This is a genomic window from Agrobacterium sp. ICMP 6402, assembly GCF_009498615.1.
GTDB classification, from domain to species: domain Bacteria; phylum Pseudomonadota; class Alphaproteobacteria; order Rhizobiales; family Rhizobiaceae; genus Agrobacterium; species Agrobacterium burrii.
In genome coordinates, this window is sequence record NZ_QSNV01000006.1 from 171,880 (window position 1) to 193,843 (window position 21,964).

The 21,964-nt window shown below is 59.8% G+C and carries 20 protein-coding genes; 8 read left to right on the forward strand and 12 right to left on the reverse strand.

The genetic code is table 11. The features are described 5' to 3' along the window. The 5 genes from glgC to DXT96_RS17515 form a co-directional block, all read right to left on the reverse strand. Entirely contained in the window at positions 1 to 1,263 is a 1,263-nt protein-coding gene (glgC, locus tag DXT96_RS17490) for a glucose-1-phosphate adenylyltransferase (RefSeq protein WP_006313778.1), read from the reverse strand. A 21-nt stretch (positions 1,264 to 1,284) separates the two neighbouring features. Then, positions 1,285 to 3,492: a 1,4-alpha-glucan branching protein GlgB gene (gene glgB / locus DXT96_RS17495; RefSeq protein ID WP_153515731.1), complete on the reverse strand. Its 2,208-nt coding sequence runs from the start codon at positions 3,490 to 3,492 to the stop codon at positions 1,285 to 1,287. Beyond that, complete coding sequence (locus DXT96_RS17500; RefSeq protein ID WP_153515732.1) at positions 3,492 to 5,954, reverse strand: glycogen/starch/alpha-glucan phosphorylase; 2,463 nt, start codon at positions 5,952 to 5,954, stop codon at positions 3,492 to 3,494. Before DXT96_RS17500 ends, glgB begins: the two co-directional genes overlap by 1 nt. A gap of 442 nt (positions 5,955 to 6,396) precedes the next feature. Next, on the reverse strand, positions 6,397 to 7,167 hold the full coding sequence (locus DXT96_RS17510; protein WP_153515733.1) for a class II glutamine amidotransferase: 771 nt from the start codon (positions 7,165 to 7,167) through the stop codon (positions 6,397 to 6,399). Next, positions 7,168 to 7,881, reverse strand: coding sequence for an aspartate/glutamate racemase family protein (locus DXT96_RS17515; protein WP_153515734.1), 714 nt, complete (start codon positions 7,879 to 7,881; stop codon positions 7,168 to 7,170). A 167-nt stretch (positions 7,882 to 8,048) separates the two neighbouring features. Between DXT96_RS17515 and DXT96_RS17520 the strand changes: the two genes are divergently transcribed. Further along, positions 8,049 to 8,510 carry an Lrp/AsnC family transcriptional regulator gene (locus DXT96_RS17520; protein ID WP_149901214.1) on the forward strand — a complete coding sequence of 154 codons (462 nt, stop codon included), beginning with the start codon at positions 8,049 to 8,051 and terminating at the stop codon, positions 8,508 to 8,510. Between the two features lie 18 nt (positions 8,511 to 8,528). Here DXT96_RS17520 and DXT96_RS17525 read toward each other — a convergent pair whose 3' ends face one another. From DXT96_RS17525 to DXT96_RS17535, 3 genes are all read right to left on the reverse strand, one after another. Beyond that, complete coding sequence (locus DXT96_RS17525) at positions 8,529 to 9,512, reverse strand: aldose 1-epimerase (RefSeq protein ID WP_153515735.1); 984 nt, start codon at positions 9,510 to 9,512, stop codon at positions 8,529 to 8,531. A gap of 167 nt (positions 9,513 to 9,679) precedes the next feature. Further along, a complete protein-coding gene (locus tag DXT96_RS17530; RefSeq protein WP_153515803.1) occupies positions 9,680 to 10,573 on the reverse strand; it encodes an NAD(P)-dependent oxidoreductase in 894 nt (297 codons plus the stop codon). Between the two features lie 88 nt (positions 10,574 to 10,661). Next, complete coding sequence (locus tag DXT96_RS17535; RefSeq protein WP_207135148.1) at positions 10,662 to 11,417, reverse strand: SDR family oxidoreductase; 756 nt, start codon at positions 11,415 to 11,417, stop codon at positions 10,662 to 10,664. A gap of 218 nt (positions 11,418 to 11,635) precedes the next feature. Here DXT96_RS17535 and DXT96_RS17540 point away from each other — a divergent pair, with 218 nt between their 5' ends. The 7 genes from DXT96_RS17540 (at position 11,636) to cydX (ending at position 19,980) form a co-directional block, all read left to right on the forward strand. Beyond that, entirely contained in the window at positions 11,636 to 12,667 is a 1,032-nt protein-coding gene (locus DXT96_RS17540) for an L-idonate 5-dehydrogenase (protein ID WP_153515737.1), read from the forward strand. A gap of 283 nt (positions 12,668 to 12,950) precedes the next feature. After that, positions 12,951 to 13,529, forward strand: a complete 579-nt coding sequence (locus DXT96_RS17545; protein ID WP_153515738.1) for a GbsR/MarR family transcriptional regulator — start codon at positions 12,951 to 12,953, stop codon at positions 13,527 to 13,529. Positions 13,530 to 13,546: 17 nt separating this feature from the next. Then, the gene (gene cydD / locus DXT96_RS17550) at positions 13,547 to 15,337 is read left to right on the forward strand and encodes a thiol reductant ABC exporter subunit CydD (RefSeq protein ID WP_153515804.1); all 1,791 of its coding nucleotides are present in this window, start codon (positions 13,547 to 13,549) and stop codon (positions 15,335 to 15,337) included. Then, positions 15,334 to 17,025 carry a thiol reductant ABC exporter subunit CydC gene (gene cydC, locus DXT96_RS17555; RefSeq protein ID WP_153515739.1) on the forward strand — a complete coding sequence of 564 codons (1,692 nt, stop codon included), beginning with the start codon at positions 15,334 to 15,336 and terminating at the stop codon, positions 17,023 to 17,025. Before cydD ends, cydC begins: the two co-directional genes overlap by 4 nt. Positions 17,026 to 17,093: 68 nt before the next feature. Beyond that, positions 17,094 to 18,671, forward strand: coding sequence for a cytochrome ubiquinol oxidase subunit I (locus DXT96_RS17560; RefSeq protein ID WP_153515740.1), 1,578 nt, complete (start codon positions 17,094 to 17,096; stop codon positions 18,669 to 18,671). 6 nt (positions 18,672 to 18,677) lie between these two features. After that, positions 18,678 to 19,835, forward strand: coding sequence for a cytochrome d ubiquinol oxidase subunit II (cydB, locus tag DXT96_RS17565; protein ID WP_153515741.1), 1,158 nt, complete (start codon positions 18,678 to 18,680; stop codon positions 19,833 to 19,835). 22 nt (positions 19,836 to 19,857) lie between these two features. Next, the gene (cydX, locus tag DXT96_RS17570) at positions 19,858 to 19,980 is read left to right on the forward strand and encodes a cytochrome bd-I oxidase subunit CydX (RefSeq protein WP_045015706.1); all 123 of its coding nucleotides are present in this window, start codon (positions 19,858 to 19,860) and stop codon (positions 19,978 to 19,980) included. 81 nt (positions 19,981 to 20,061) lie between these two features. Here cydX and DXT96_RS17575 read toward each other — a convergent pair whose 3' ends face one another. From DXT96_RS17575 to nadC, 4 genes are all read right to left on the reverse strand, one after another. Beyond that, the gene (locus tag DXT96_RS17575; protein WP_142842456.1) at positions 20,062 to 20,250 is read right to left on the reverse strand and encodes a hypothetical protein; all 189 of its coding nucleotides are present in this window, start codon (positions 20,248 to 20,250) and stop codon (positions 20,062 to 20,064) included. A gap of 22 nt (positions 20,251 to 20,272) precedes the next feature. Beyond that, complete coding sequence (locus tag DXT96_RS17580; RefSeq protein ID WP_149901206.1) at positions 20,273 to 20,692, reverse strand: DUF3597 domain-containing protein; 420 nt, start codon at positions 20,690 to 20,692, stop codon at positions 20,273 to 20,275. A 12-nt stretch (positions 20,693 to 20,704) separates the two neighbouring features. Beyond that, on the reverse strand, positions 20,705 to 20,956 hold the full coding sequence (locus DXT96_RS17585) for a GlsB/YeaQ/YmgE family stress response membrane protein (protein ID WP_149901205.1): 252 nt from the start codon (positions 20,954 to 20,956) through the stop codon (positions 20,705 to 20,707). Positions 20,957 to 21,099: 143 nt separating this feature from the next. After that, positions 21,100 to 21,963 carry a carboxylating nicotinate-nucleotide diphosphorylase gene (gene nadC, locus DXT96_RS17590; protein ID WP_153515742.1) on the reverse strand — a complete coding sequence of 288 codons (864 nt, stop codon included), beginning with the start codon at positions 21,961 to 21,963 and terminating at the stop codon, positions 21,100 to 21,102. Position 21,964 lies beyond the last annotated feature (1 nt).

The window sequence follows — 21,964 nt, forward strand, 5'->3', positions numbered from 1 at the left end:
CTACAGGTCCAGCTTGTCGATCATCGATTGGGTGATAAGGCAGATGCCGCTTTCCGTGCGGCGGAAACGTTTGGCATCCAGTTCTGGGTCTTCTCCTACAATCAGCCCTTCGGGAATGACCACGCCGTGGTCGATGACGACGTTGCTGAGCTGGGCATGACGCCCGATCTTCACACTCGGCAGTACTACGGCATTCTCAAGGCGGGAGTATGAATTGGCCCGCACGCCGGTGAACAGCAGGCTGCGGTTGAGGGCGGCGCCGGAAATGATGCAGTCACCGGAAACGACCGACGACACGGCCGAACCACGGCGATCCTCATCGTCATGCACAAATTTCGCCGGCGGGGTGATTTCGGCATAGGTCCAGATCGGCCAGGATTTATCGTAAATGTCGAGGTCGGGCACCACATCCGTCAGATCGATATTGGCCTGCCAGTACGCATCGATCGTGCCGACATCGCGCCAGTAGGGCTCGTGCTCGAAATCGGAGCGAACGCAGGAATCGGCAAAGCGGTGCGCGACGGCTTTGCCGTGTTCGACGATATAGGGAATGATGTCCTTGCCGAAGTCGCGGCTGGAGGTCGGGTCGGCGGCGTCGCGACGCAGCGCTTCCATCAGGAATTTCGTGTGGAAGACGTAGATGCCCATCGAAGCGAGCGCGAAACCCTCATTTCCGGGAATGCCGGGCGGATCGGCCGGCTTTTCGATGAAGTCGATGATCTCGTCTTTTTCGTTCACATGCATCACGCCGAAACCGGTTGCTTCCATGCGCGGCACTTCCAGGCATCCGATCGTTACGTCGGCACCGGAATCCACATGCTGTTGCAGCATGTATTCGTAATCCATCTTGTAGATGTGATCGCCGGCCAGAATGACCATATATTCCGGGGCATAGGGTTCGATGATGTCGATGTTCTGGTAAACGGCGTCGGCGGTGCCTTCATACCACTGCGTTTCGGAGACGCGCTGCGAGGCCGGCAGAATGTCAAAGCTCTCGTTACGTTCGGGGCGGAAGAAGTCCCAGCCGCGCTGCAGGTGGCGGATAAGCGAGTGCGCCTTGTATTGCGTGGCGACGCCGATGCGGCGAATGCCGGAATTGAGCGCGTTGGAGAGCGCAAAATCGATGATGCGCGCCTTGCCGCCGAAATAAACGGCGGGTTTTGCGCGGCGGTCCGTCAGTTCCTTCAGGCGACTTCCTCTTCCGCCTGCGAGGACATAGGCCATTGCATCACGCGCCAGTGGCTGAACTCTTTTTTCCGACATGGTGTCCTCCCTCTCTGTCTGTCAGTTTTCCGGCTCGAGCATGATCGTCGCCAAAGGCGGCAGGACGAGCATCGCCCCGATTTCTCCACCGGCATCGACCGCCTGAACACGTCCGCCATTTCCCTTGCCGCTGCCGCCGTAGATTTCGGCATCGGTGTTGAGAATCTCCCGCCATCGCCCTGCCAGAGGCAGCGGCACATAATAGTTTTCCCGATAGACCGGGGTGAGATTACAGATAACCGCCACCGGTTTTTCGCCCGGTGCCGACCGCAGCCATGCGAAGACGGAATTCTCGTGATCGTCGACCACCAGCCAGCGGAAACCTTCCGGCTCGCAGTCGCGGGCGTGCAGCGCGGCTTTCGAACGATAGGTGAGGTTGAGATCGCGCACGAGGCGGCGCATGCCCTCATGCATCGGATATTGGCGCAGGTTCCAGTCGAGCGCACCCTTTTCGCTCCATTCGCTCCACTGGGCGAATTCCTGGCCCATGAACAGCAGCTTCTTGCCGGGATAACCCCACATGAAACCGTAATAGGACCGCAGATTGGCGAATTTCTGCCAGTCGTCGCCGGACATTTTGGCGATCAGCGACCCCTTGCCGTGCACCACCTCGTCATGGGAAAGCGGCAGCACGAAATTTTCGGTGAAGGCATAAAGCAGCCCGAAGGTCAGTTCCTGATGGTGGAACTTGCGATGCACCGGCTCCCGCGAGAAATAACTCAGCGTGTCGTGCATGAAGCCCATGTTCCATTTGAAGCCGAAACCGAGGCCGCCTTCATGAACGGGTTGGGAGACTTTCGGCCAGGAGGTGGATTCTTCCGCAATGGTCATGACGCCCGGATGGGTGCCGTAGACGAGCGAATTCATCTTTTGCAGGAAGCGCACGGTTTCCAGATTTTCGCGCCCGCCATATTCGTTGGGGATCCACTCGCCTTCCTTGCGGGAATAATCGAGGTAGAGCATCGAGGCGACCGCATCGACACGCAGGCCGTCGAGATGGAATTTCTCGGCCCAATAAAGCGCGTTGTTGATGAGGTAGGACATCACCTCGACGCGACCGAAATTATAGATGGCCGTGTTCCAGTCGGGATGAAAACCCTGACGCGGATCGGCATGTTCGTAAAGCGCCGTACCGTCAAACCAGCGCAGGCCGTGCTCGTCAGTCGGGAAATGGGCCGGGACCCAGTCGAGGAGCACGCCGATACCGACCTTGTGCGCGCCGTTGACGAAACGCGCAAAGCCTTCCGGATCGCCGAAACGGGCAGTCGGGGCGTAAAGGCCGGTCGTCTGGTAACCCCAGGAGGGATCGTAAGGATGTTCGGTGATCGGCAGGAACTCGATATGGGTGAAGCCCATATCCGTGCAATAGGGAATGAGCTGCGCGGCCATTTCGTCCCAGCTGAGGAAGGTGCCGTCCTCGCGGCGCTGCCAGGAACCGGCGTGAACCTCGTAAATGCTGATCGGCTGGCGGCGCTGGTCCACCTGTGCCCAATGTTCGCGGTGAGCCTGATCTTCCCATTTTTGCGTCAGTTCCGGCGCTGTGACGGAAGCGTTTTTCGGCCGCAACTCGCCGCGCCGCGCATAGGGGTCGGCCTTTAGCGGCAGAAGCTCGCCATTGGCGCCGAGGATTTCGAATTTATAGGCGCAACCGACATAGACGTCAGGTGCGAAGATTTCCCAGATGCCGGTATCCTTGCGGAAGCGCATCACATGCCGGCGACCATCCCAATTGTTGAAATCACCGACGACGGAAACGCGCCTGGCATTGGGAGCCCAGACGGCAAAATGAAAACCTTCGACGCCTTCGAGCTTTAGAGGATGTGCGCCCATCTTGTCGAAGAGCCGCAGATGCGATCCTTCGCGGACGAAATAATCGTCCATCGGCCCGAGAACCGGGCCGAAGCTGTAAGGGTCCGTCACCGCCCATTCGGCATCATCGCGGCCAGCCCGATAACGCACCGGCTGGCGCGATGCTAGCTCAACCGGACCTTCGAAAAAACCTTCCGGATCAAGCTGCTTTAGCTCGCCAATGAAGTTCCCGTCCAATGTCAGGACGGAAACTTCCTCGGCGCCCGGAATGAAACAGCGGGCGGAGAACCCTTCCGGCGTTTCATGGACGCCGAGAAGGGCAAAGGGATTGGAATGCAAACCGCTCTTTATCGCCTCGATTTCAGCCTTCGTGATGTCGCCAGTCTTTTTCTCTTCGGCCGAATTGAGCGGTTTTTTCATCAGGCTCTCCAGATCTCGGCAGCATATTGCCGGATCGTCCTGTCGGACGAGAACCAGCCCATGCGCGCCGTGTTGTGAACTGTTTTGGTGTTCCAGCTATCCTGATCGCTCCAGATCGCATCCACCTTGCGCTGCGCGTCGGCATAGGCGTCGAAATCGGCGGCGACCATGAACCAGTCGCTATTGTATATACCGTCGATGAGGGCGGAAAAACGCGAACGGTCATCGGGTGAGAACACGCCGGACGCAATGGAAGACAGCGCCTGAGACAATTCCGTGGACTGTTCGATGATCGCGCGGGGATTGTGACCTTCGGCACGGGCCTTTGCGACTTCTTCCGCCGTCATGCCGAAAATGACGATGTTGTCAGCGCCGACATGTTCGAGCATTTCGACATTTGCGCCATCGAGCGTGCCAATGGTGAGCGCGCCGTTGAGAGCAAACTTCATGTTGCCGGTGCCGGAGGCCTCCATACCGGCGGTCGAAATCTGTTCCGAGAGATCGGCGGCGGGAACCATGATTTCCGCGAGCGAAACGTTGTAGTTCGGAATAAACACCACTTTCAGAAGCCCACGCACGGCCGGATCGTTGTTGATGACCCGGGCAATATCATTGGCAAGCTTTATGATCAGCTTCGCGTTGTGATAACTCGGTGCCGCCTTGCCTGCGAAGAACTTAACGCGCGGTACCCATTCCAGTTCCGGGTGAGAACGGATCTGATCGTAAAGCGCTACCGTCTCGATAAGGTTCAGAAGCTGGCGCTTATATTCGTGGATGCGCTTGATCTGAATGTCGAACATGGCCGAGGGATCGACGCGGATGCCCATGCGCTGCGCCACCGTGTTGGCAAGGCGCACCTTGTTCAGACGCTTCACTTCGGCGAATTTCTCGCGGAAACCGGCATCGTCGGCGAAGCGGTCAAGGGCAGTGAGCTTTTCAGCATCGTCGAGGAAGTCGTCGCCGATCGCCTCGCGCACCAGCCCCGTCAGGCCGGGGTTGCACTGCATCAGCCAGCGGCGGGGCGTGATGCCGTTGGTTTTGTTGTTGATGCGATCGGGATAAAGGTAATGCAGGTCGGCGAAGACCGTTTCCTTCATAAGCTCGGTATGAAGTGCTGAGACGCCGTTGATAGAATGCGAGCCGATGAAGGCGAGGTTGCCCATGCGCACACGGCGCTCGCCGCCTTCATCGATCAGCGAGATGGAGCGGATCTGCTGATCCGCCATCTTCTTTTCCTTGCGGGCATAGACCAGCGTATTGGCATTGATCGCGTAGACGATCTGCATGTGCCTCGGCAGCAACCGCTCGAGCAGTGGCACCGGCCAGCTTTCCAGCGCTTCCGGCAGAAGCGTGTGGTTGGTGTAGGAGAAAGTTCCCCGGGTAATGGTCCAGGCTTCGTCGAACTCAAGTCCATGCACATCGCATAGCAGGCGCATCATTTCGCAGATGGAAATGGCCGGATGGGTGTCGTTGAGCTGGATCGAAACCTTGTCCGGCAGCGAGGTGAAATCAGGATATTGCTGCAGATGGCGGCGCAGAATGTCCTGCAGCGAGGCGGAGGAGAAGAAGAATTCCTGCCGCAGGCGCAGTTCCTGGCCGGCGGGCGTTGCGTCCGCAGGGTAGAGAACGCGCGTCAGGCTTTCCGCCTTGTTGCTTTCCCGCAGGGCGCCGATGTGATCGCCGGCATTGAAGGCGGCGAGAAGAATGGGGTCGATCGGCTGTGCCGACCACAGGCGCAGCGTGTTGACGCGGGTGCCGCGCCAGCCGACGACCGGCGTATCATAGGCCATGGCAATCACACGCTCGGCCGGTTTCCAGACGAAACGCTGCGGCTCTTCATAGCCGCCGATGGTTTCCACCGATCCGCCGAAGCCAATTTCATAGGAGCTTTCACGACGTTCGAATTCCCACGGATTGCCGTGGGCCAGCCAAGTCTCCGGTAGCTCCACCTGCCAGCCATCCGCCATTTGCTGGCGGAAAAGGCCGTGCACGTAACGGATGCCATAGCCATAGGCGGGAATATCGACGGTGGCCATGGATTCCATGAAGCAGGCGGCCAGACGGCCGAGACCACCATTGCCGAGTGCGGCATCCGGCTCCAGCCCGGCGATGACGTCGAGATCGACGCCGAGCGAAGACAGCGCATCGCGGATTTCGTGCATCAGGCCGATATTGGAGATGGCGTCGCGCATCAGGCGACCGATCAGGAATTCCAGCGACAGATAATAAACGCGCTTGGAATTATCGGCATAGGCCTTGCGGGTGGATGCCATCCATTTGTCGATGATGCGGTCACGGACAACAAGAATGGTTGCGGTCAGCCAGTCATGCGGCTTGGCTACCTTGACGTCCTTGCCGATACGGTAAGTCAGTCGCTCGATGATTTCCGCCGCCATGATTTCCGGGTTGGAACTGCGCGGGGCGGGGCGGGGAAGATCGGCGGCGTTGAGATTATTGATCATTGGTCGGTCAGCACCTTGGTGGGAGGAGAGGGTCTGAGAGGTCGATCCGGCTTGCCTTTGCTGACGCCAGTTTATGCATCGATATGGAGGCGTGGCAACAGCAATTTTTGCGGAAAGTTGGAGGGCTTAATATAATGAAAAATAAGACTTTTCCTTCAGCGTCCCGAGGATCGCCAAAGGCATTGCGCGCTCTTTGTGCGCCGTTCTTGAACGGGTTTGCGTGGTCGTTGCGATGCCGGGCATCGTTCAAAAAAGGGAGAGAGGCTGCAATACTTTGTGAAGTGGTTCACCGGTCCTGAAATCTGTTTCGGTCTATCAGATCACACACTAGCCTTCGCGGCCTGGGAAATTCAATGAAAATAAATGAGACAGCCCCGCCGCCAGCCGCCTCATGGTGGCGCGGGGCAGAAAAATCGGTTTCGACTGTCAACAAGGAAGATGTTTACGACAGGAAAAAAGGTTCTGTCGTCATCTCGCCGGCGCGGATCGTCACTCGCGTATTCGGCGGAACGGCACACCAGGGGGTGCAATCGAAGGAAAAAGGTTCCGAACTCAATGCAATTCCCTCATCCAGCCCGCGCCAGTAAAGCGTTGGCGGCTTGTCGTCGCTGGACCAGCGGAAAGCATGCAGACAATCGCCATCCATCAGCACGGCGCTGAATCTAAGCGCGGAGGAAACGCCCGCAGCGGTCATCTTTTCCTGACAGAGGCGCAGGGCGGTTGAAATGGCGCGGATGGGGTCGGTGTCAAGGCCTTGGCCGGCGGCGATCAGGAAGATCGCTTCGCTGTCGCCGGTGCCGCGCCGGGATGCATAGATATCGTCGGGAATGAGGGAGTCTATGTCGCGCCTTATCTGCTCGTAACCGCCGATCTGGCCGTTATGCATGAACAGATATTGTCCATGCGCGAAAGGGTGGCAATTGGCGCGGGATACTTCGCCTGACGTGGCGGAGCGGACATGGGCCATGAACATGCCCGAGCGAAGCTGATGGCAAAGGGCGGCCAGATTGGCATCGGACCAGGCGGGTCTGGTGTCGCGAAAGACGCCGGGCGTGCCGCGGTCACCATACCATCCAAGCCCGCAACCGTCGCCATTAACGACGGTTTTGGCTTCCCTTGCGGCCATGGACTGGCTGACCAGCGATGCTTCCGGCTCGATCAGCAGACTGTCGAGCCAGACCGGTTTACCGGAATAGGCAAAGAGGCGACACATTCATGCGGCTCTATTGAAGGCCTTGTTTCCGAGCGCGAAACCGACGGCGGCCTTCGCGTGAATGGCGGTCGAATCATAACCCGGCAACGGCAGCGCGTCGGGATCGATCAGCAGCGAAATTTCAGTGCAGCCGAGAATGACGGAATCGACACCGAGCGTACGGGCCTTCTCGATAACCGCGAGATAGCGCTCGCGGGAGCAGGACTTGATCTCGCCCTGGCACAGTTCGCCAAAGATGATGTCGTGGATCGCGGCCCGGTCTTCCGTATCGGGCACGACCACATCGACACCGTGGCGGCGCATGCGGTCGGTGTAGAAACCATGTTCCATCGTGTAGCGGGTGGCGAGCAGCAGCGGCTTGCGGCGTCCATCCGCCTTCAAGGCTGCAGCGGTTTCATCGATGATGTCGATGAGTGCGACGCCCGACATTTTCTCGACCGTTTCTGCAACCAGATGCATGGTGTTGGTGCAGATCAGCACGCAATCGGCACCGGCATTGGCAAGGCGTGCCCCGGCGGCACCCAAAAGCGCACCGGCTTCATCCCAACGATCGGCCTTCTGAAGGGCGACGACTTCGGAAAAATCGAGCGAATGCATGACGATATCGGCCGAGACCAGCCCGCCGCGGCTGTCGCGCACGGCCTCATTGATCATGCGGTAATAGGTTGCGGTGGATTCCCAGCTCATGCCGCCGATCAGGCCGATGCGTTTCATAAGAGTTGCCTTATTAAGTTTGATTGAAGACAAGAATGCCATCGCAGGGACGAAAACGGCATGCGTTTTTTCGAGGGTTTAGATGTTTCTATGCAAATATCAGGCGTTCAAGAGGCTTATCTTGCAATTTTATTGCGCCTTTGCGTTAACCAGTGCATTCTTTACCGATGATTGATGATCGCGACCGCCGAATCCTTGCGATTCTCCAGGAAAATGCCGAGACGCCGCTCGCTGATATAGCGGAGGAGGTTTCCCTGTCGCTATCCGCCTGCTCGCGGCGCATCACGCGGCTGCGTGCGGAAGGTTATGTGACGGGTACGATGGCGCTGCTCGACCGGCGGAAAATCAACCTGCCGACCACGGTTTTCCTGCTGGTGAGAACCGGCCTGCATGCGGAAGACTGGCTGGACCAGTTCCATGCCGCCGTCAGCTCCATACCCGAAATCGTCGAGGTTCATCGGCTTACCGGCAATTTCGATTATATTCTGAAGCTGGTGCTGCCGAATGTCGAATATTACGACACGGTCTACAAACAGATCCTGCGCCGCGTTCAGCTTTACGACATGTCCGCCTATATCTCCATGGAGACGGTGAAGCTGTCGTCTTCCCTGCCGACAACGCATATTTGAGGGATCATCCGTTTGTTCTCAGCCTGCGGTTTCGACACGGAAGCCGAAGCGAAAACTGCGGGTCTCGCCCGGCTGCAGGGTGATCGCGGCTTCAAGGTCCGGCTGGTTGAAGGCATTGGTGGGCGTTTCCACCGGTTCCAGCGCGATGGATTTTCGCCTGTCGCGGGCCAGCGTGTCGCCGGTGAAGACATGCATGTGGCCACGCTCCTGCCATACCGTCAGGCTCGAACCGTCCTGCCGGTTTTCGATCCGGGTCTCGTAAAGTCCGTTTTCGGATGGGATGAGGTCGGTAAAGCAGACATCCAGCACCTGGCCGGCGAGCGGCGCAAAAAGAAAGCGGGTGTCGTCCCGTTTGACTATTCCCCCCTGTGAGGACCGTAGCGGAATCAAATCCCTGTCTGTTTCAATCGCCGTTCGAGAGGGTAGCGTGAGAAGGAGATCGTCGATGGACGCGATGCCGGGAAGACGGAAATAGGGATGCCATCCTGCCGCGAAGGGCAGCGGCTGATCATCGCCATTGATGCCGCGTATGATGATGGTGACCTCATGACCGGAAAATCGGTATTCGACCTCGATGGCGAGATGATAGGGGTAACCTTGGAAATCAGAGGGCGATATCTCCGCGCGGAAAACCAAAACATGCGTGCCGTTTTCCTCGAAAGACTGATTGAGGACAAAGGGCAGGGCTCTCGCAAATCCGTGGAAGACGAGGGTTTCATGCGTTAGCACCGGCTCTATTCGATGCATTTCCCCGCCGAAACGGAACTGGCCATTCGGGATGCGATTGGTGAAGGGGGCGAGAATGCCGTTTCTCACGCCGTTTTGTGATTGCAATTCCGCGGGCGTCGCATAGCCATCGACAAGATTTTCGCCTGCGCTGCCATCGGTAAGTTGCGGCCGCCAGCTGAGAAGCGTGGCGCCCTCATAAGCGATCTCGGCGGTGAAACCCTCGCCGGAAACGGTAATGCCGGCAATCCCCGTGCCTGTGGCGGAAGTGGTCATCGGGAAATTGTCCTTTATATGCATACGTCTGCGATCACCGGGCCGGTTGCCCCCGCTGATTCGCTCGATCATCTTCGCTGTGGGATAATTTCGCAATGGTCATGACGGGCCGCAACAAGCGCGGCCTCCGCCATTTTGATGTCAAGGTGCCTGTCTTATGACAGAACTCAGTCCGGGAAGGTTCGTTTCGCGCCGCTGAAAAATTCCATCAGGGCGGCCTGATCCTCACCGCCCAGTCCCGCTGTCGTCAGCATGCGGTGCACCTCGGCGCAGACCGCCGTCAGCGGCATGGCCGTGTTGGTGCGTCGCGCCAGATCCTGTGCGCCGTTCAAATCCTTGACCATATTGTCGATACGACCGGTGCGGCGGTAGTCCTTCGCTACGTAACGCGGCATATATTCCTGCAGGATGGCGCTATCGGCGCGGCCGCCCTTCAGCGCCTGCGGAATTTTGGCGGCATCGACGCCCGCATCCAGCGCAAGCTGCGTTGCTTCCGCCACGGCCAGAAAGTTCAGGCCGCAGAGAACCTGATTGATGAGCTTGGTTGTCTGCCCGGCACCGCAGGGTCCCATATGGGTATAGTTACTGGCGATGTGCCGCAACACGCGATGCGCGTCGGCCACATCCGTTTCGCTGCCGCCGGCCATCAGCGTCAATTGCCCAATGAGCGCTTTCGGCGCACCGCCGGAAAGCGGGCTGTCCACCCAGCGCAGACCCTTTTCGGCCGCATCGGCCGCCAGTTCTTTCGTCGCTTCCGGGTCGATGGAGGACATGTCGATGATCAGCGTGCCGGGCTTTGCGCCCGCCGCCACGCCATCCTTGCCGAAGACGGCGATGCGGACGATCTTCGGTGAGTTGAGGCTGAGGATCACGACATCGGAGACGGACGCTGCTTTCGCCGCGGTGCCGGCGCTTTGCGCGCCGAGGCTGGTCAGCGCCGCCACCTTCTCCGCATCCAGATCGAAAACCGTCAGGTGATTCCCCGTCTCGATCAGCCGCGCGCCGATCGCGCCACCCATGGCGCCTGCGCCGATGAGGGCGACTTTGTTCTGCTCGGTCATGGTATTCACGGCCTCCTCCCAAAGTGTCGTGGTGTCGTCAGTTCCATTCCGGATGGCGGCCGCAGCCGGGCATCCGGAACGGAGGATTTTAAAGCGAGGCGGTGATGCCGCCGTCGACGTAGAGAATATGGCCGTTCACGAAGGACGAGGCGTCGGATGACAGGAAAATACAGGCACCGACAAGCTCTTCGACCTTGCCCCAGCGACCGGCGGGCGTGCGCTTTTCAAGCCATGCGGAAAAGGTCTCGTCTGCGACCAGTGCCGCATTGAGCGGTGTGTCGAAATAGCCCGGCGCAATGGCATTGCATTGCAGACCGTATTTTGCCCAGTCCGTCGCCATGCCTTTCGTCAGATTGCCGACAGCACCCTTGGTCGCGGTGTAGGGCGCGATGCCGGGGCGGGCAAGGGCGGTCTGAACGCTGGCGATATTGATAATCTTGCCGCGTCCACGGGAAATCATGTGGCGTGCCGTCGCCTGTCCGGCGTGGAACACCGAGGCGATGTTGGTCTGCAAAAGACGCTCGAAGGCATCCGCCGGAAAATCCTCAAGCGGCGTGCGGTGCTGCATGCCGGCATTGTTGACGAGAATGTCGATGGGGCCGACTTCGGCCTCGAAACGGTCGATGGCCTCGCGTACTGCCACATGATCGGTTGCATCGAAGGCGAGCGTTTTTGCACCCTTGATGCCTGCGGCGGCCGCTTTCAGCTTGGCTTCGTCGCGCCCGTTCAGCACCACTTCCGCGCCGGCCTCCGTCAGGCCTTGTGCCAGCGCGAAGCCGATGCCCTGGGACGAACCCGTGATCAGGGCGCGGCGGCCGGAAAGATCGAACAAATTAAGGCCCACTGTTTCCTCCAGTCTCTCGACATTGCTTTTGTACAGGTTTATGTTATCGATAACATTCATCCCTTTCAGGCGCGGATGTCAAGGCTTAAACGCCCGGTTTCGGTACGGATCCGGTGCGGGAGGAGGCCACAGGGTGGCTAAATGTGCTCTTGTGGCAGCGATCTGGATGCGGAAATTTTTACGCGCCGCAGTGGCGCGCGGTTGAACGGGAGTTGTTGATGAGAGCGATTGTCGCCCACGGGGCAAAGGATGTGCGCATTGAGGAGCGGCCGGAGGAAGCGCCGGGGCCGGGAGAAGTGCGGCTTCGTCTGGCCCGTGGCGGGATTTGCGGCAGCGACCTGCACTATTACAATCACGGTGGTTTTGGCGCAATACGACTTCGCGAACCCATGGTGCTCGGCCATGAAGTCTCCGCTGTTATCGAGGAACTGGGTGAAGGCGTTGAAGGCCTGAAGATCGGCGGTCTGGTGGCGGTTTCGCCGTCCCGCCCGTGCCGAACCTGCCGCTTCTGCCAGGAAGGCCTGCACAACCAGTGCCTCAATATGCGCTTTTATGGCAGCGCCATGCCTTTCCCGCATATTCAGGGCGCTTTCCGCGAGGTTCTGGTGGCGGATGCCTTGCAATGCGTACCAGCCGACGGCCTGAGCGCCGGCGAGGCGGCCATGGCGGAACCGCTGGCGGTGACGCTGCATGCCACTCGCCGCGCTGGCGATTTGCTGGGAAAACGCGTGCTGGTGACGGGTTGCGGCCCCATCGGCATCCTGTCCATCCTCGCTGCGCGCCGGGCGGGTGCTGCCGAAATCGTCGCGACCGACCTTTCGGATTTCACGCTCGCCAAGGCCCGCGAAGCGGGTGCAGATCGCGTCATCAACAGCAAGGATGAGCCCGATGCGCTTGCCGCTTATGGCGCAAACAAGGGTACTTTCGACGTTCTTTATGAATGCTCTGGCGCTGCCGTGGCGCTTGCCGGCGGCATCGCAGCACTCCGGCCACGCGGCATCATCGTCCAGCTCGGGCTGGGTGGCGATATGAGCCTGCCGATGATGGCGATTACCGCCAAGGAACTCGATCTGCGCGGCTCCTTCCGCTTCCATGAGGAATTCGCCACCGGCGTCGAGCTGATGCGCAGGGGCCTGATCGACGTCAAGCCATTCATTACCCAGACCGTCGATCTCGACGACGCCATCTCGGCCTTCGAATTCGCTTCCGACCGCAGTCGGGCGATGAAAGTCCAGATCGCTTTTTCGTAAGCGCTTTCCGCATACTTCGCTCAGCCCCTTAACCGGCGGTGGATGGTTCCACCGCCGGTTTTTTATCGAGAGATTTCAGCCGCAGCGGACTATCGTCGATGTTATCGGTATCATTAATTCTCTGCGATAGGTTTCCTGTTCCTCCCCGGCTATCCGGCTCTGCATCTGCTGGCTTATCTCCCTGGTTGCACATTTTGACGCAGGTCAAAAAGGTGATTTGCCGCCCGTCATTTTTTGCGTTATCGAAATTTCAGAAATTACTGAAAATTCAGGAAACAAAGAAATGCCGACCAGCCTGTCACCGCTCGTTCAGTCCTTCGTGCTGCATTTTGGCGAGATGGGCAGCCGCTGGGGCATTAACCGCACGGTCGGCCAAGTCTATGCTTTGCTTTACATATCGCCGCAGCCGCTCTGCGCGGACGACATTGTTGAGGCGCTTGGCATTTCCCGTTCCAACGTCTCGATGAGCCTGAAGGAGCTTCAGGCGTGGAACCTTGCAATTCTCAAGCATTTCCCCGGCGACAGGCGCGATTTTTTCACGACGCCGGAGGATGTCTGGCAAATTCTCCGCACCCTTGCCGAAGAGCGCAAGAAGCGCGAAATTGATCCCACCCTAAGCGTATTACGCGAAATTTTGATGGAGACGCCGGAGAACGAAGATGAGCGGCATGCGCAAAAGCGCATTGACGAGATGAAGACGCTGATCGAGCAGCTCACCGGCTGGTATGACGATGTGAAGCGGCTGGAAACGGGGAGGTTGGCCTCCCTTCTGGCGCTCGGCTCAAAGGTCACGAAGCTGCTGGAGGCGAAGGACAAGATCGTCTCTCTCGCCAGACCCCGCGGCGCGAAAAAGGACAGGTGAGGAGATCGGTCGTGAACATGTCCGCACAAATCCGCCAGTCGGCCGATAGCAATGGCGCAGACTGTCCTGTGCCGGTTTCGGTCTCACCTGAAACGCCGAGGCGGCGCTTCTTCAGCACCGCCAGCCGGAAGACCTCCCGCGACAAGAGTGCCGCGAAAACGACACGCGCACCGGCGGTCGGTAGATCCGTTGCCCTGTTGCATGTTCTGGCGGCCCTGCTCTGGTTGCCGCAGGCGGGCCTGCTTGCCTTTTCAGTCGGAAAAATCGCCGACGGCGAACCGATGATGGCAATCGTGCCGGCGGCTGTTGCGGTTCTCATTCTGGGTCTCCTGAAGGCGTGGCTGGAGAAAATCGCCGCGAGACTATCGTTTCGTGCTGCGCGTGCTGCATTGTCACAGCGTCGGCTGGAAGCGCTTCAGGCGGTGGCGACGGTTTCGCCGCTCGATCTGTCGCGCACGGCTTCCGGCGAGGCGGCAAGTGTCGTGGCCGAGGCAGCGGAAGCGCTGGTGCCCTATCTTTCCCGTTTCCAGCCGGCGCGGATGAAGGCCACCATCATTCCCCTGGTTTTCGTGCTGGTAATCCTGCCCTTTACCTGGATCGCGGCGCTGGTGCTGCTCATCTCGATGCCGACCATTCCGCTTTTCATGGCGTTGATCGGCTGGCAGGCCAAGGCGGCGAGTGAAAAGCAGCTGGCCGAGACCGGCAATATGAATGCTTTCCTGCTGGATCGCCTGCGCGGGCTGGAAACGATCCGCGCGCTGGAAGCCGTTGAACTGACTGCCGGGCGCCTCAGCGCCGATGCGCAGAACCTCAAGACGCGGACGATGGCGGTTCTGAGGATCGCTTTCCTGTCTTCGGCGGTACTGGAGCTTTTCGCCGCCCTCGGCGTTGCCATGACCGCCGTTTACATCGGTTTCCATCTGCTCGGTTTTCTTGATTTCGGCGCGTGGGGACAGAAGCTGACGCTTGCCGAGGGTCTGTTCATCCTGCTTCTGGCCCCGGCCTTTTTCGAGCCGCTGCGGGAGTTATCCGCGGTCTGGCACGACCGGGCGGCGGGGGAAGCCGCGCTTGGTGCGCTCGACAAGTTGACGCAGGGCGGTGCGGCCATTGCGGGTGAGGGCAGGGATGTGGCGTTGGCAATATTGCCCACTCCCGGTACGGTGGAGATGGACGATCTGTCCTTTGCCTATCCAGCCTCGCCGCCTGTGCTTCGCAATTTCAATCTCAGTATTCGGGCGGGCGAAACTGTAGCGCTTCTGGGGCCATCGGGTTGCGGCAAATCCACGGTCCTGTCGCTGATCGCCGGGCTGGCTTCTGCGGGAAGCGGCGCGATAAAAATCGGCGGCGTCGCCCTTGATGACGAGACGGCCGACACCCTGCGAACGTCCATCGGCTGGATCGGCCAGAAGCCGTTCTTTTTTACTGGTTCGCTTGCAGCAAATATCCATTTCGGCCGCCCCGGCATCACGCGGGATATGGTGGAGACGGCGCTTGAGCAGACAGGGCTCGCAAGACTGTCATCCGCCCGGCAACATCTGCTCGTCGGCGATGGTGGCCACGGCATTTCCGGTGGTGAAGCGGTGCGGCTGGCCATTGCCCGCGCCTTTGCCGATCCCGCGACACGGCTCATTCTGGCTGACGAGCCGACGGCGCATCTGGACCGGGAAACCGCCGCTCTCATTACGGAAAATATGCTGCAGCTGGCAAAAGGCAGGACATTGATCATCGCAACCCATGATCCGGTGCTGGCCGCGCGCATGGACAGGGTCGTGGATATGGCGGCGATCCATTCGGGGGATCGGTCATGATTGTGCGTTTTGCCATCTTGAAACCCGTTATCGCACTGTTCTGGTCGGCGCGTCGCGGCATGCTGCTTGCCGGCGCGGTTCTGGCCGCAACCACGGTGCTGGCTGGCATCGGCCTACTCGGTGTGTCTGGCTGGTTTATCACCGCCACCGCCATTGCCGGTCTGCTTCCGGCAACGGCCTATGCGTTTGATGTTTTTGCGCCCTCGGCGGCCATCCGTCTTCTGGCGCTGTCGCGTACCGCCGCCCGGTACGGCGAGCGCATGACTACCCATGAAGCGACGCTTTCCGTGCTTGCGGCGCTGCGCGAAAAGCTGTTTCGTGGGTTTGCCGCGCCGCAGGCGGCGCAAAATCTGGAAGCGAGGCCCGCCCGCCTGCTGAACCGGTTGACCGCGGATATCGATGCGCTGGATTCGCTTTATCTGCGCGTGCTGGTGCCTGCCGCCGTCGCGGTCCTTGCGGCTGTTGCAACCGGCATCGGGCTTGCTTTCCTCAATCCGCTTGCGGGCATTCTGGCGGCGCTCTTTCTCATTGCGGCAGGGCTCGGCATTTCGGTGCGCTCCGCCTTGCGGGCAGAGAAATTCTCCCGCCGGCGGGCAATCGGGCTTGAAGCGTTGCGTGCCCGCACGGCAGACCTCGTCAACGGTCAGACGGAATTGCTCACGGCAGGTCGGCTTTCCGCGCAGGTCGCGGCAGTGAAGCGGGCCGATGATTACCTGCTTTCCTGTGACGAGGCCTTGAACCGCATCGAAACGAATGCCGGTTTTTCCTTCGGGCTTGCAACGGCGGCCCTTCTGAGCACGGCTCTGCTCGGCATGGCCTGGCTGGCGGAGCAGGGAACGGTAAGCGCGCCGGCCGCAGCACTCGGGCTGCTCGTCTGTTTCGCCGCGCTGGAGCCTTTCACCGCGCTGCGCCGTGGTGCGATGGAACTCGGCCGCACATTGTTTTCCGCAAGGCGCATCGCGCCGCGCCTTTCGGCGCGGGCAGAGACCCGCTGTCCGGCTTTGCCCGCCAGCGGCGTGGCGGCGGCGCTTAAAGGCGTGCGTCTGGAGCGGGAGGGTAACGACAAGCCGGTCCTGACGACTATCAATCTTGCCATTGCCGCTGGAGAAAGGGTCGCGATCATCGGCCCGAGCGGTGCGGGCAAGACCAGCCTCATCCAGCTTGTGGCGGGTGAATTGCAGCCATCGGCAGGTACTGTTCGCGCCTTGCCCTCTTCGCTCATGACACAGCGGAGCCAGCTTTTCCGCGATAGCATTGCCGATAATCTGAGGCTGGCAAAACCCGCCGCGACCGGGCGTGAATTGTGGGACGCCCTTGACGCCGCAGGCCTTGCCGAACACGTCAAAACCCTGCCCGCCGGGCTGGAGACGAGGCTTGGCGAAGCGGGGCAGGGTCTCTCCGGCGGCCAGTCGCGCCGGCTGGCGCTCGCCCGTTTCCTGCTCATCGACAAACCGCTCTGGCTTCTCGACGAGGTGACGGAGGGGCTGGACGGCGAGACGGCTCGCGACGTGCTCAGCCGGCTGTTTGCGAGGGCCGAAGGCAAGACTGTCGTGATGATCACCCATAATCGCCGCGAGGCGGAATTTGCCGATCGCATCATCGTGCTTAAAGACGGGCGTCAATTTGACGAATGTCAAAGCGGGGCGGCGGAATACGACGTAGTGCTGCAAACATTACGTCGGGACTGAGTATTTTTGAGAGCCGGGCGTGCCTTAAAAAACGGGCGGCTGGCCTTCTGGAAAAGGTGGGTAAGACTATGGAACTCGACATAGTGGCGCTGTCGCGCCTGCAATTTGCAGTGACGGCTTTATATCACTTTCTGTTCGTTCCCTTGACGATCGGGCTGTCGGTGGTGATAGCCATCATGGAAACGGTCTATGTCATGACCGGCCGGGTGATCTGGCGGCAGATGACGAAATTCTGGGGCACGCTGTTCGGCATCAACTTCGTGCTGGGGGTTTCGACAGGCATTGTCATGGAATTCCAGTTCGGCATGAACTGGAGTTATTACAGCCACTATGTCGGCGATATTTTCGGCGCGCCGCTGGCGATCGAAGGCATGATGGCCTTCTTTCTGGAAGCCACCTTCGTCGGCCTGTTCTTTTTCGGTTGGGACAAGCTGTCGAAACTCGGTCATCTCGTCGCGACATGGTGCGTGGCAATCGGCTCGAACTTCTCGGCGCTGTGGATCCTGATCGCCAATGGCTGGATGCAGAACCCGACAGGGTCTGCCTTCAATCCCCAGACCATGCGCATGGAAGTGACGGACTTCGCCGCGGTCCTGTTCAACCCGGTCGCGCAGGCGAAATTCGTTCACACGGTTTCCGCAGGTTATGTCACGGCCTCCATCTTCGTGCTCGGCGTTTCCGCCTGGTATGTGCTGAAGGGTCGCCACGTCGATCTCGCCAAGCGGTCGATGACAGTCGCCGCCTCCTTTGGTCTGGCGTCCGCCCTGTCGGTCGTCGTGCTGGGGGACGAAAGCGGTTACCTCTCCACCGAACACCAGAAGATGAAGCTCGCCTCCATCGAGGCCATGTGGGAAACGGAGCCGGCGCCGGCGCCTTTCACCATGATCGGTTTTCCCAATCAGGAAGCGCGCGAGACACATTTCGCGGTCAAGATTCCGTGGGTAATGGGACTCATCGGCACCCGTTCGCTCGATACGGAAATCCCCGGCATCAACGATCTGGTGGAACAGGCAAAGACCCGTATCCGCGACGGCATCAAGGCCTATGACGCGCTGATGCAGATACGCGCCAGCGGCAAGGGCGCGCAGCTGCCCGAAGAGGTGAACGGCACCTTTGCCGAACTCGGCCACGAGCTTGGTTACGCCCTGCTGCTCAAACGTTATGTCGACGATCCGCGTCAGGCGACAGAAGAGCAGATCGCCAAGGCGGCGGCCGATACGATCCCGCATGTGCCGACCCTGTTCTGGGCCTTCCGTATCATGGTTGGTCTCGGCATGTTCTTCATCGTTCTGACGGCGACCTTCTTTTATCTTTCGGCCCGCCGGCGGCTGGACCGTTATCCGCTGTTGCTGAAGGTGGCCGTTTTTGCCATTCCGCTGCCGTGGATTGCCGCCGAAATGGGCTGGGTGGTGGCCGAGTTCGGGCGTCAGCCGTGGATCATCGAAGGTGTGCTGCCAACGGCGGCGGCTGTTTCGAGCCTCAGCGCCTCGACGGTTCTGATTACGCTTCTGTGTTTCATCGCCATCTACACGGTGCTGTTCATCGTTGAGATGGGGCTGATGCTGAAGGCGATCCGCAAGGGGCCCGATCCGGACCATGATCCGGAAGCGCCGCTCGTTCCTGAACAACTCGTCGCTGCGGAGTAAATTATCATGATCCTGCACCAACTCATCGACTATGAAATCCTTCGTATCATCTGGTGGCTGCTGCTTGGCGTATTGCTTATCGGCTTCGCCGTAACCGGCGGTTTTGATCTCGGCACCGGCGCGCTGCTGCCCTTCGTCGCGAAGACGGATATTGAGCGGCGTGTCGTCATCAACTCCATCGGCCCGGTATGGGAAGGCAATCAGGTCTGGCTCATTCTCGGAGCAGGTGCGATCTTCGCCGCCTGGCCGCCACTCTATGCGGTGTCGTTTTCAGGGTTTTACCTGGCAATGGCGGCCATCATGTTCGCGTTGATCCTGCGGCCGGTCGGTTTCAAATATCGCTCCAAGCGCGAGAGCAAGGCATGGCGCAGCGGCTGGGACTGGGCCTTGTTCGTCGGCGGCTTCGTGCCGACGCTGATCTTCGGCGTGGCCATCGGCAATGTGCTGCAGGGCGTCCCGTTCTACTTCAATGATGACCTCAGGATTTTCTACGACGGCACGACGCTGTTCGAGCTTCTGAACCCCTACGCTATTCTCTGCGGCCTCGTTTCCGTCGCCATGCTGGTAATGCATGGGGCGGCCTGGCTGGTGCTGAAAACCGAAGGTCCGGTTGCCACCCGCGCCCGCAGTTTTGGCAGCATCGCGGCACTTGCCACCACCGTTCTTTTCGCGCTTGGCGGCATTCTGCTGTGGTTCGGTGTCGATGGTTATCGTTTCACCTCGGAAGTCGTGACCGACGGGCCGTCCAATCCTTTGGCAAAGACGGTTGAGGTCGCAACCGGCGTCTGGTTCTCCAATTATGCGGCGCATCCGTGGATGATGCTGGCGCCGGCACTCGGTCTGGCCTTCCCGCTGGTCGCCTTCGTCTTGTTCAGGCTCCGCAGGGAAGTGATGGCGCTGCTTGCCAGCTCGCTTGCCATTTTCGGCATCATCGCCACCGTCGGGCTTTCGATGTTCCCCTTCATCCTGCCGTCTTCGGTCGATCCGAAGTCGAGCCTGACGGTGTGGGATGCTTCGTCCAGCCATATGACGCTGTTCAACATGCTGGTCGTCACCCTCATCTTCGTTCCGATCATCGTCGCCTACACCTCTTGGGTCTATCGCGTGTTGTGGGGCAAGGTGGATGAAAAGGCGATCCGCGACGACAGCGGCCACGCATATTGATATCGACAGAAGGAGATCGAACATGTGGTATTTCGCCTGGCTGCTCGGCCTGCCTCTCGCCGCCATCTTCGCCGTCATGAATGCCATGTGGTACGAACTGATGGAAGAAAACGCCAAAAAGGCTGAGGCAAAGCTGGAAAAATAACACTTCGGCATGAGGCATAAAAGGGCGGCATCCGGTCCGGATGCCGCCCTCTCGTAAAACAGCCGTGCCTGTCGCGCGGCCTTAGTGGATGGCGATGCCGCGCTTGTCCGCTTCTTCCTTGATGATGTCTTCGACGATTGCTCTCTTGAGGTTTGGATTTCCCAGGAGATAGTCGTCGGCGATCTCGAAAATCGACTTCGGGTTGTCGGTCCCGTGCAGGGTGTCGAGGTCCTGGCCGATCTGCTCGCGCAGGCTGGAATAGTCGTCCATTGCGGCTCTCCCGTTTACCGGTTCAATCCAAAAGGTCGGCCGGAACCTTGCCGCCGTTTTCGGAGAGTTTCTTGATGACGGCCTTGTGCAGCCAGATATTCATCGTCGCCGAATCCGAGGTGTCACCGGTATAGCCGAGTTCCCCGGCCAGTTCCTTCCGGGCGCTGAGGCTGCTGTCCAGATCGAGCGCTTTCAGAAGGTCGACGATCGAGTGTTTCCAGTCGAGTTTCTGTCCGTTCTTTTTGACTGCGGCATCCAGAATGGAAGCGACATCGACGCTGCCGGCGGATGCCGGAGCGCTGGTTGTCGGTGCCGGTGAGGCAGGCTGCGCCGGTGCAGCCGGGCTTGCGGCGGTTGTCGGTGTGCCGGCCGGGGCCGAAGTCTGCGGGGCGGCTTCGGCCTTGCCGAAAATCGCGTTTTTGATCTTGTCGAAAAAGCTCATTCTATTCTCCCTTTATCGGCGAAATGCCCGCCCAATGGCGATGAGAATGCAGGCACCGATGAAACCGGTGATGAGATAGCCAATCCAGCCTCCGAGCGAGACGCCCACGAGCCCCAAAAGGAAATTGGCGACGATGGCGCCGACAATGCCGAGAATAATGTTCATGAAAACACCCATATTGCTTTTCATGAACTGTTCGGCGAGCCACCCGGCTACGCCGCCGATAATGATTGCTGCAATCCAGCCAACTTGTGCGTCTTCCATAACAGGCCTTTCCTTTGTGAGAGAGGTCCCCAGGCATATGGACAGGCTTTTGCGCGCACTGATCCCCCCGCCTTAAATAGACCCCCGGCGGGGTAACAACGAAGATGCGAACATTTGGTTCCGTGTGGTCCGCCCTTACTGCCTCATTTTTTACTCTGGCTTTGAAAGTCCAGCCCGATATCCAGAACCGGTGCGCTGTGGGTCAGCCAGCCGATGGAGATGAGATCGATGCCGCTTGCAGCGATGGCTGCCGCCGTCTGCGGATTGATACGGCCGGAGGCTTCGGTGATGGCGCGCCCGGCGACGATCGCCACGGCCTCGCGCAACTGTTCCGGCGTCATGTTGTCGAGAAGAACCGCGTCGACACCTTCGTCCATCACCTCGCGCAATTGCGTGAGCGTATCAACCTCCACCTCGATTTTGACGAGATGGCCCACACCCTGTTTGGCGCTGTGGATGGCGGCACGCACGCCCCCCGCCACGGCAATGTGGTTGTCCTTGATGAGGACGGCATCATAAAGCGCGAAACGGTGGTTCATGCCACCGCCGGCGCGCACGGCGTATTTTTCCAGCGCCCTGAGGCCGGGCGTCGTTTTGCGGGTGCAGGCGATTGAGGCCTTTGTGCCGGAGATGGCGGCCGCGATTTTTGCGGTAACGGAGGCGATGCCCGAGAGATGGCCGAGAAAATTCAGCGCCGTGCGCTCCGCCGTCAGCAGCCCGCGGGAAGGGCCTTCGATCGTCGCGATGATATCGCCGGGCACCACGGACGCTCCATCCTCAACGTGCCGCGTCATCATGATCGCCGGGTCCACCAGCTGGAAAGCAAGCTCCGCCGCATCGAGACCGGCGATGACGCCCGGTTCACGTGCGGCCATGACGACGACCGAGCGATGATCGGCGGGAATGACGGCGGCGGAGGTTATGTCGCCCGCAAGCCCCAGATCTTCCAGAAGGGCGTTGCGCACGAGCGGCTCGATGATGAGGCGTGGCAGGGGGGCAAGGGTCATG

Coding starts and splice junctions, on each gene's coding strand:
- glgC (WP_006313778.1), bottom strand. CDS start 1,263: ATGTCGGAAAAAAGAGTTCAGCCACTGGCGCGTGATGCAATGGCCTAT.
- glgB (WP_153515731.1), bottom strand. CDS start 3,492: ATGAAAAAACCGCTCAATTCGGCCGAAGAGAAAAAGACTGGCGACATC.
- DXT96_RS17500 (WP_153515732.1), bottom strand. CDS start 5,954: ATGATCAATAATCTCAACGCCGCCGATCTTCCCCGCCCCGCCCCGCGC.
- DXT96_RS17510 (WP_153515733.1), bottom strand. CDS start 7,167: ATGTGTCGCCTCTTTGCCTATTCCGGTAAACCGGTCTGGCTCGACAGT.
- DXT96_RS17515 (WP_153515734.1), bottom strand. CDS start 7,881: ATGAAACGCATCGGCCTGATCGGCGGCATGAGCTGGGAATCCACCGCA.
- DXT96_RS17520 (WP_149901214.1), top strand. CDS start 8,049: ATGATTGATGATCGCGACCGCCGAATCCTTGCGATTCTCCAGGAAAAT.
- DXT96_RS17525 (WP_153515735.1), bottom strand. CDS start 9,512: ATGACCACTTCCGCCACAGGCACGGGGATTGCCGGCATTACCGTTTCC.
- DXT96_RS17530 (WP_153515803.1), bottom strand. CDS start 10,573: ATGACCGAGCAGAACAAAGTCGCCCTCATCGGCGCAGGCGCCATGGGT.
- DXT96_RS17540 (WP_153515737.1), top strand. CDS start 11,636: ATGAGAGCGATTGTCGCCCACGGGGCAAAGGATGTGCGCATTGAGGAG.
- DXT96_RS17545 (WP_153515738.1), top strand. CDS start 12,951: ATGCCGACCAGCCTGTCACCGCTCGTTCAGTCCTTCGTGCTGCATTTT.
- cydD (WP_153515804.1), top strand. CDS start 13,547: ATGTCCGCACAAATCCGCCAGTCGGCCGATAGCAATGGCGCAGACTGT.
- cydC (WP_153515739.1), top strand. CDS start 15,334: ATGATTGTGCGTTTTGCCATCTTGAAACCCGTTATCGCACTGTTCTGG.
- DXT96_RS17560 (WP_153515740.1), top strand. CDS start 17,094: ATGGAACTCGACATAGTGGCGCTGTCGCGCCTGCAATTTGCAGTGACG.
- cydB (WP_153515741.1), top strand. CDS start 18,678: ATGATCCTGCACCAACTCATCGACTATGAAATCCTTCGTATCATCTGG.
- cydX (WP_045015706.1), top strand. CDS start 19,858: ATGTGGTATTTCGCCTGGCTGCTCGGCCTGCCTCTCGCCGCCATCTTC.
- DXT96_RS17575 (WP_142842456.1), bottom strand. CDS start 20,250: ATGGACGACTATTCCAGCCTGCGCGAGCAGATCGGCCAGGACCTCGAC.
- DXT96_RS17580 (WP_149901206.1), bottom strand. CDS start 20,692: ATGAGCTTTTTCGACAAGATCAAAAACGCGATTTTCGGCAAGGCCGAA.
- DXT96_RS17585 (WP_149901205.1), bottom strand. CDS start 20,956: ATGGAAGACGCACAAGTTGGCTGGATTGCAGCAATCATTATCGGCGGC.
- nadC (WP_153515742.1), bottom strand. CDS start 21,963: ATGACCCTTGCCCCCCTGCCACGCCTCATCATCGAGCCGCTCGTGCGC.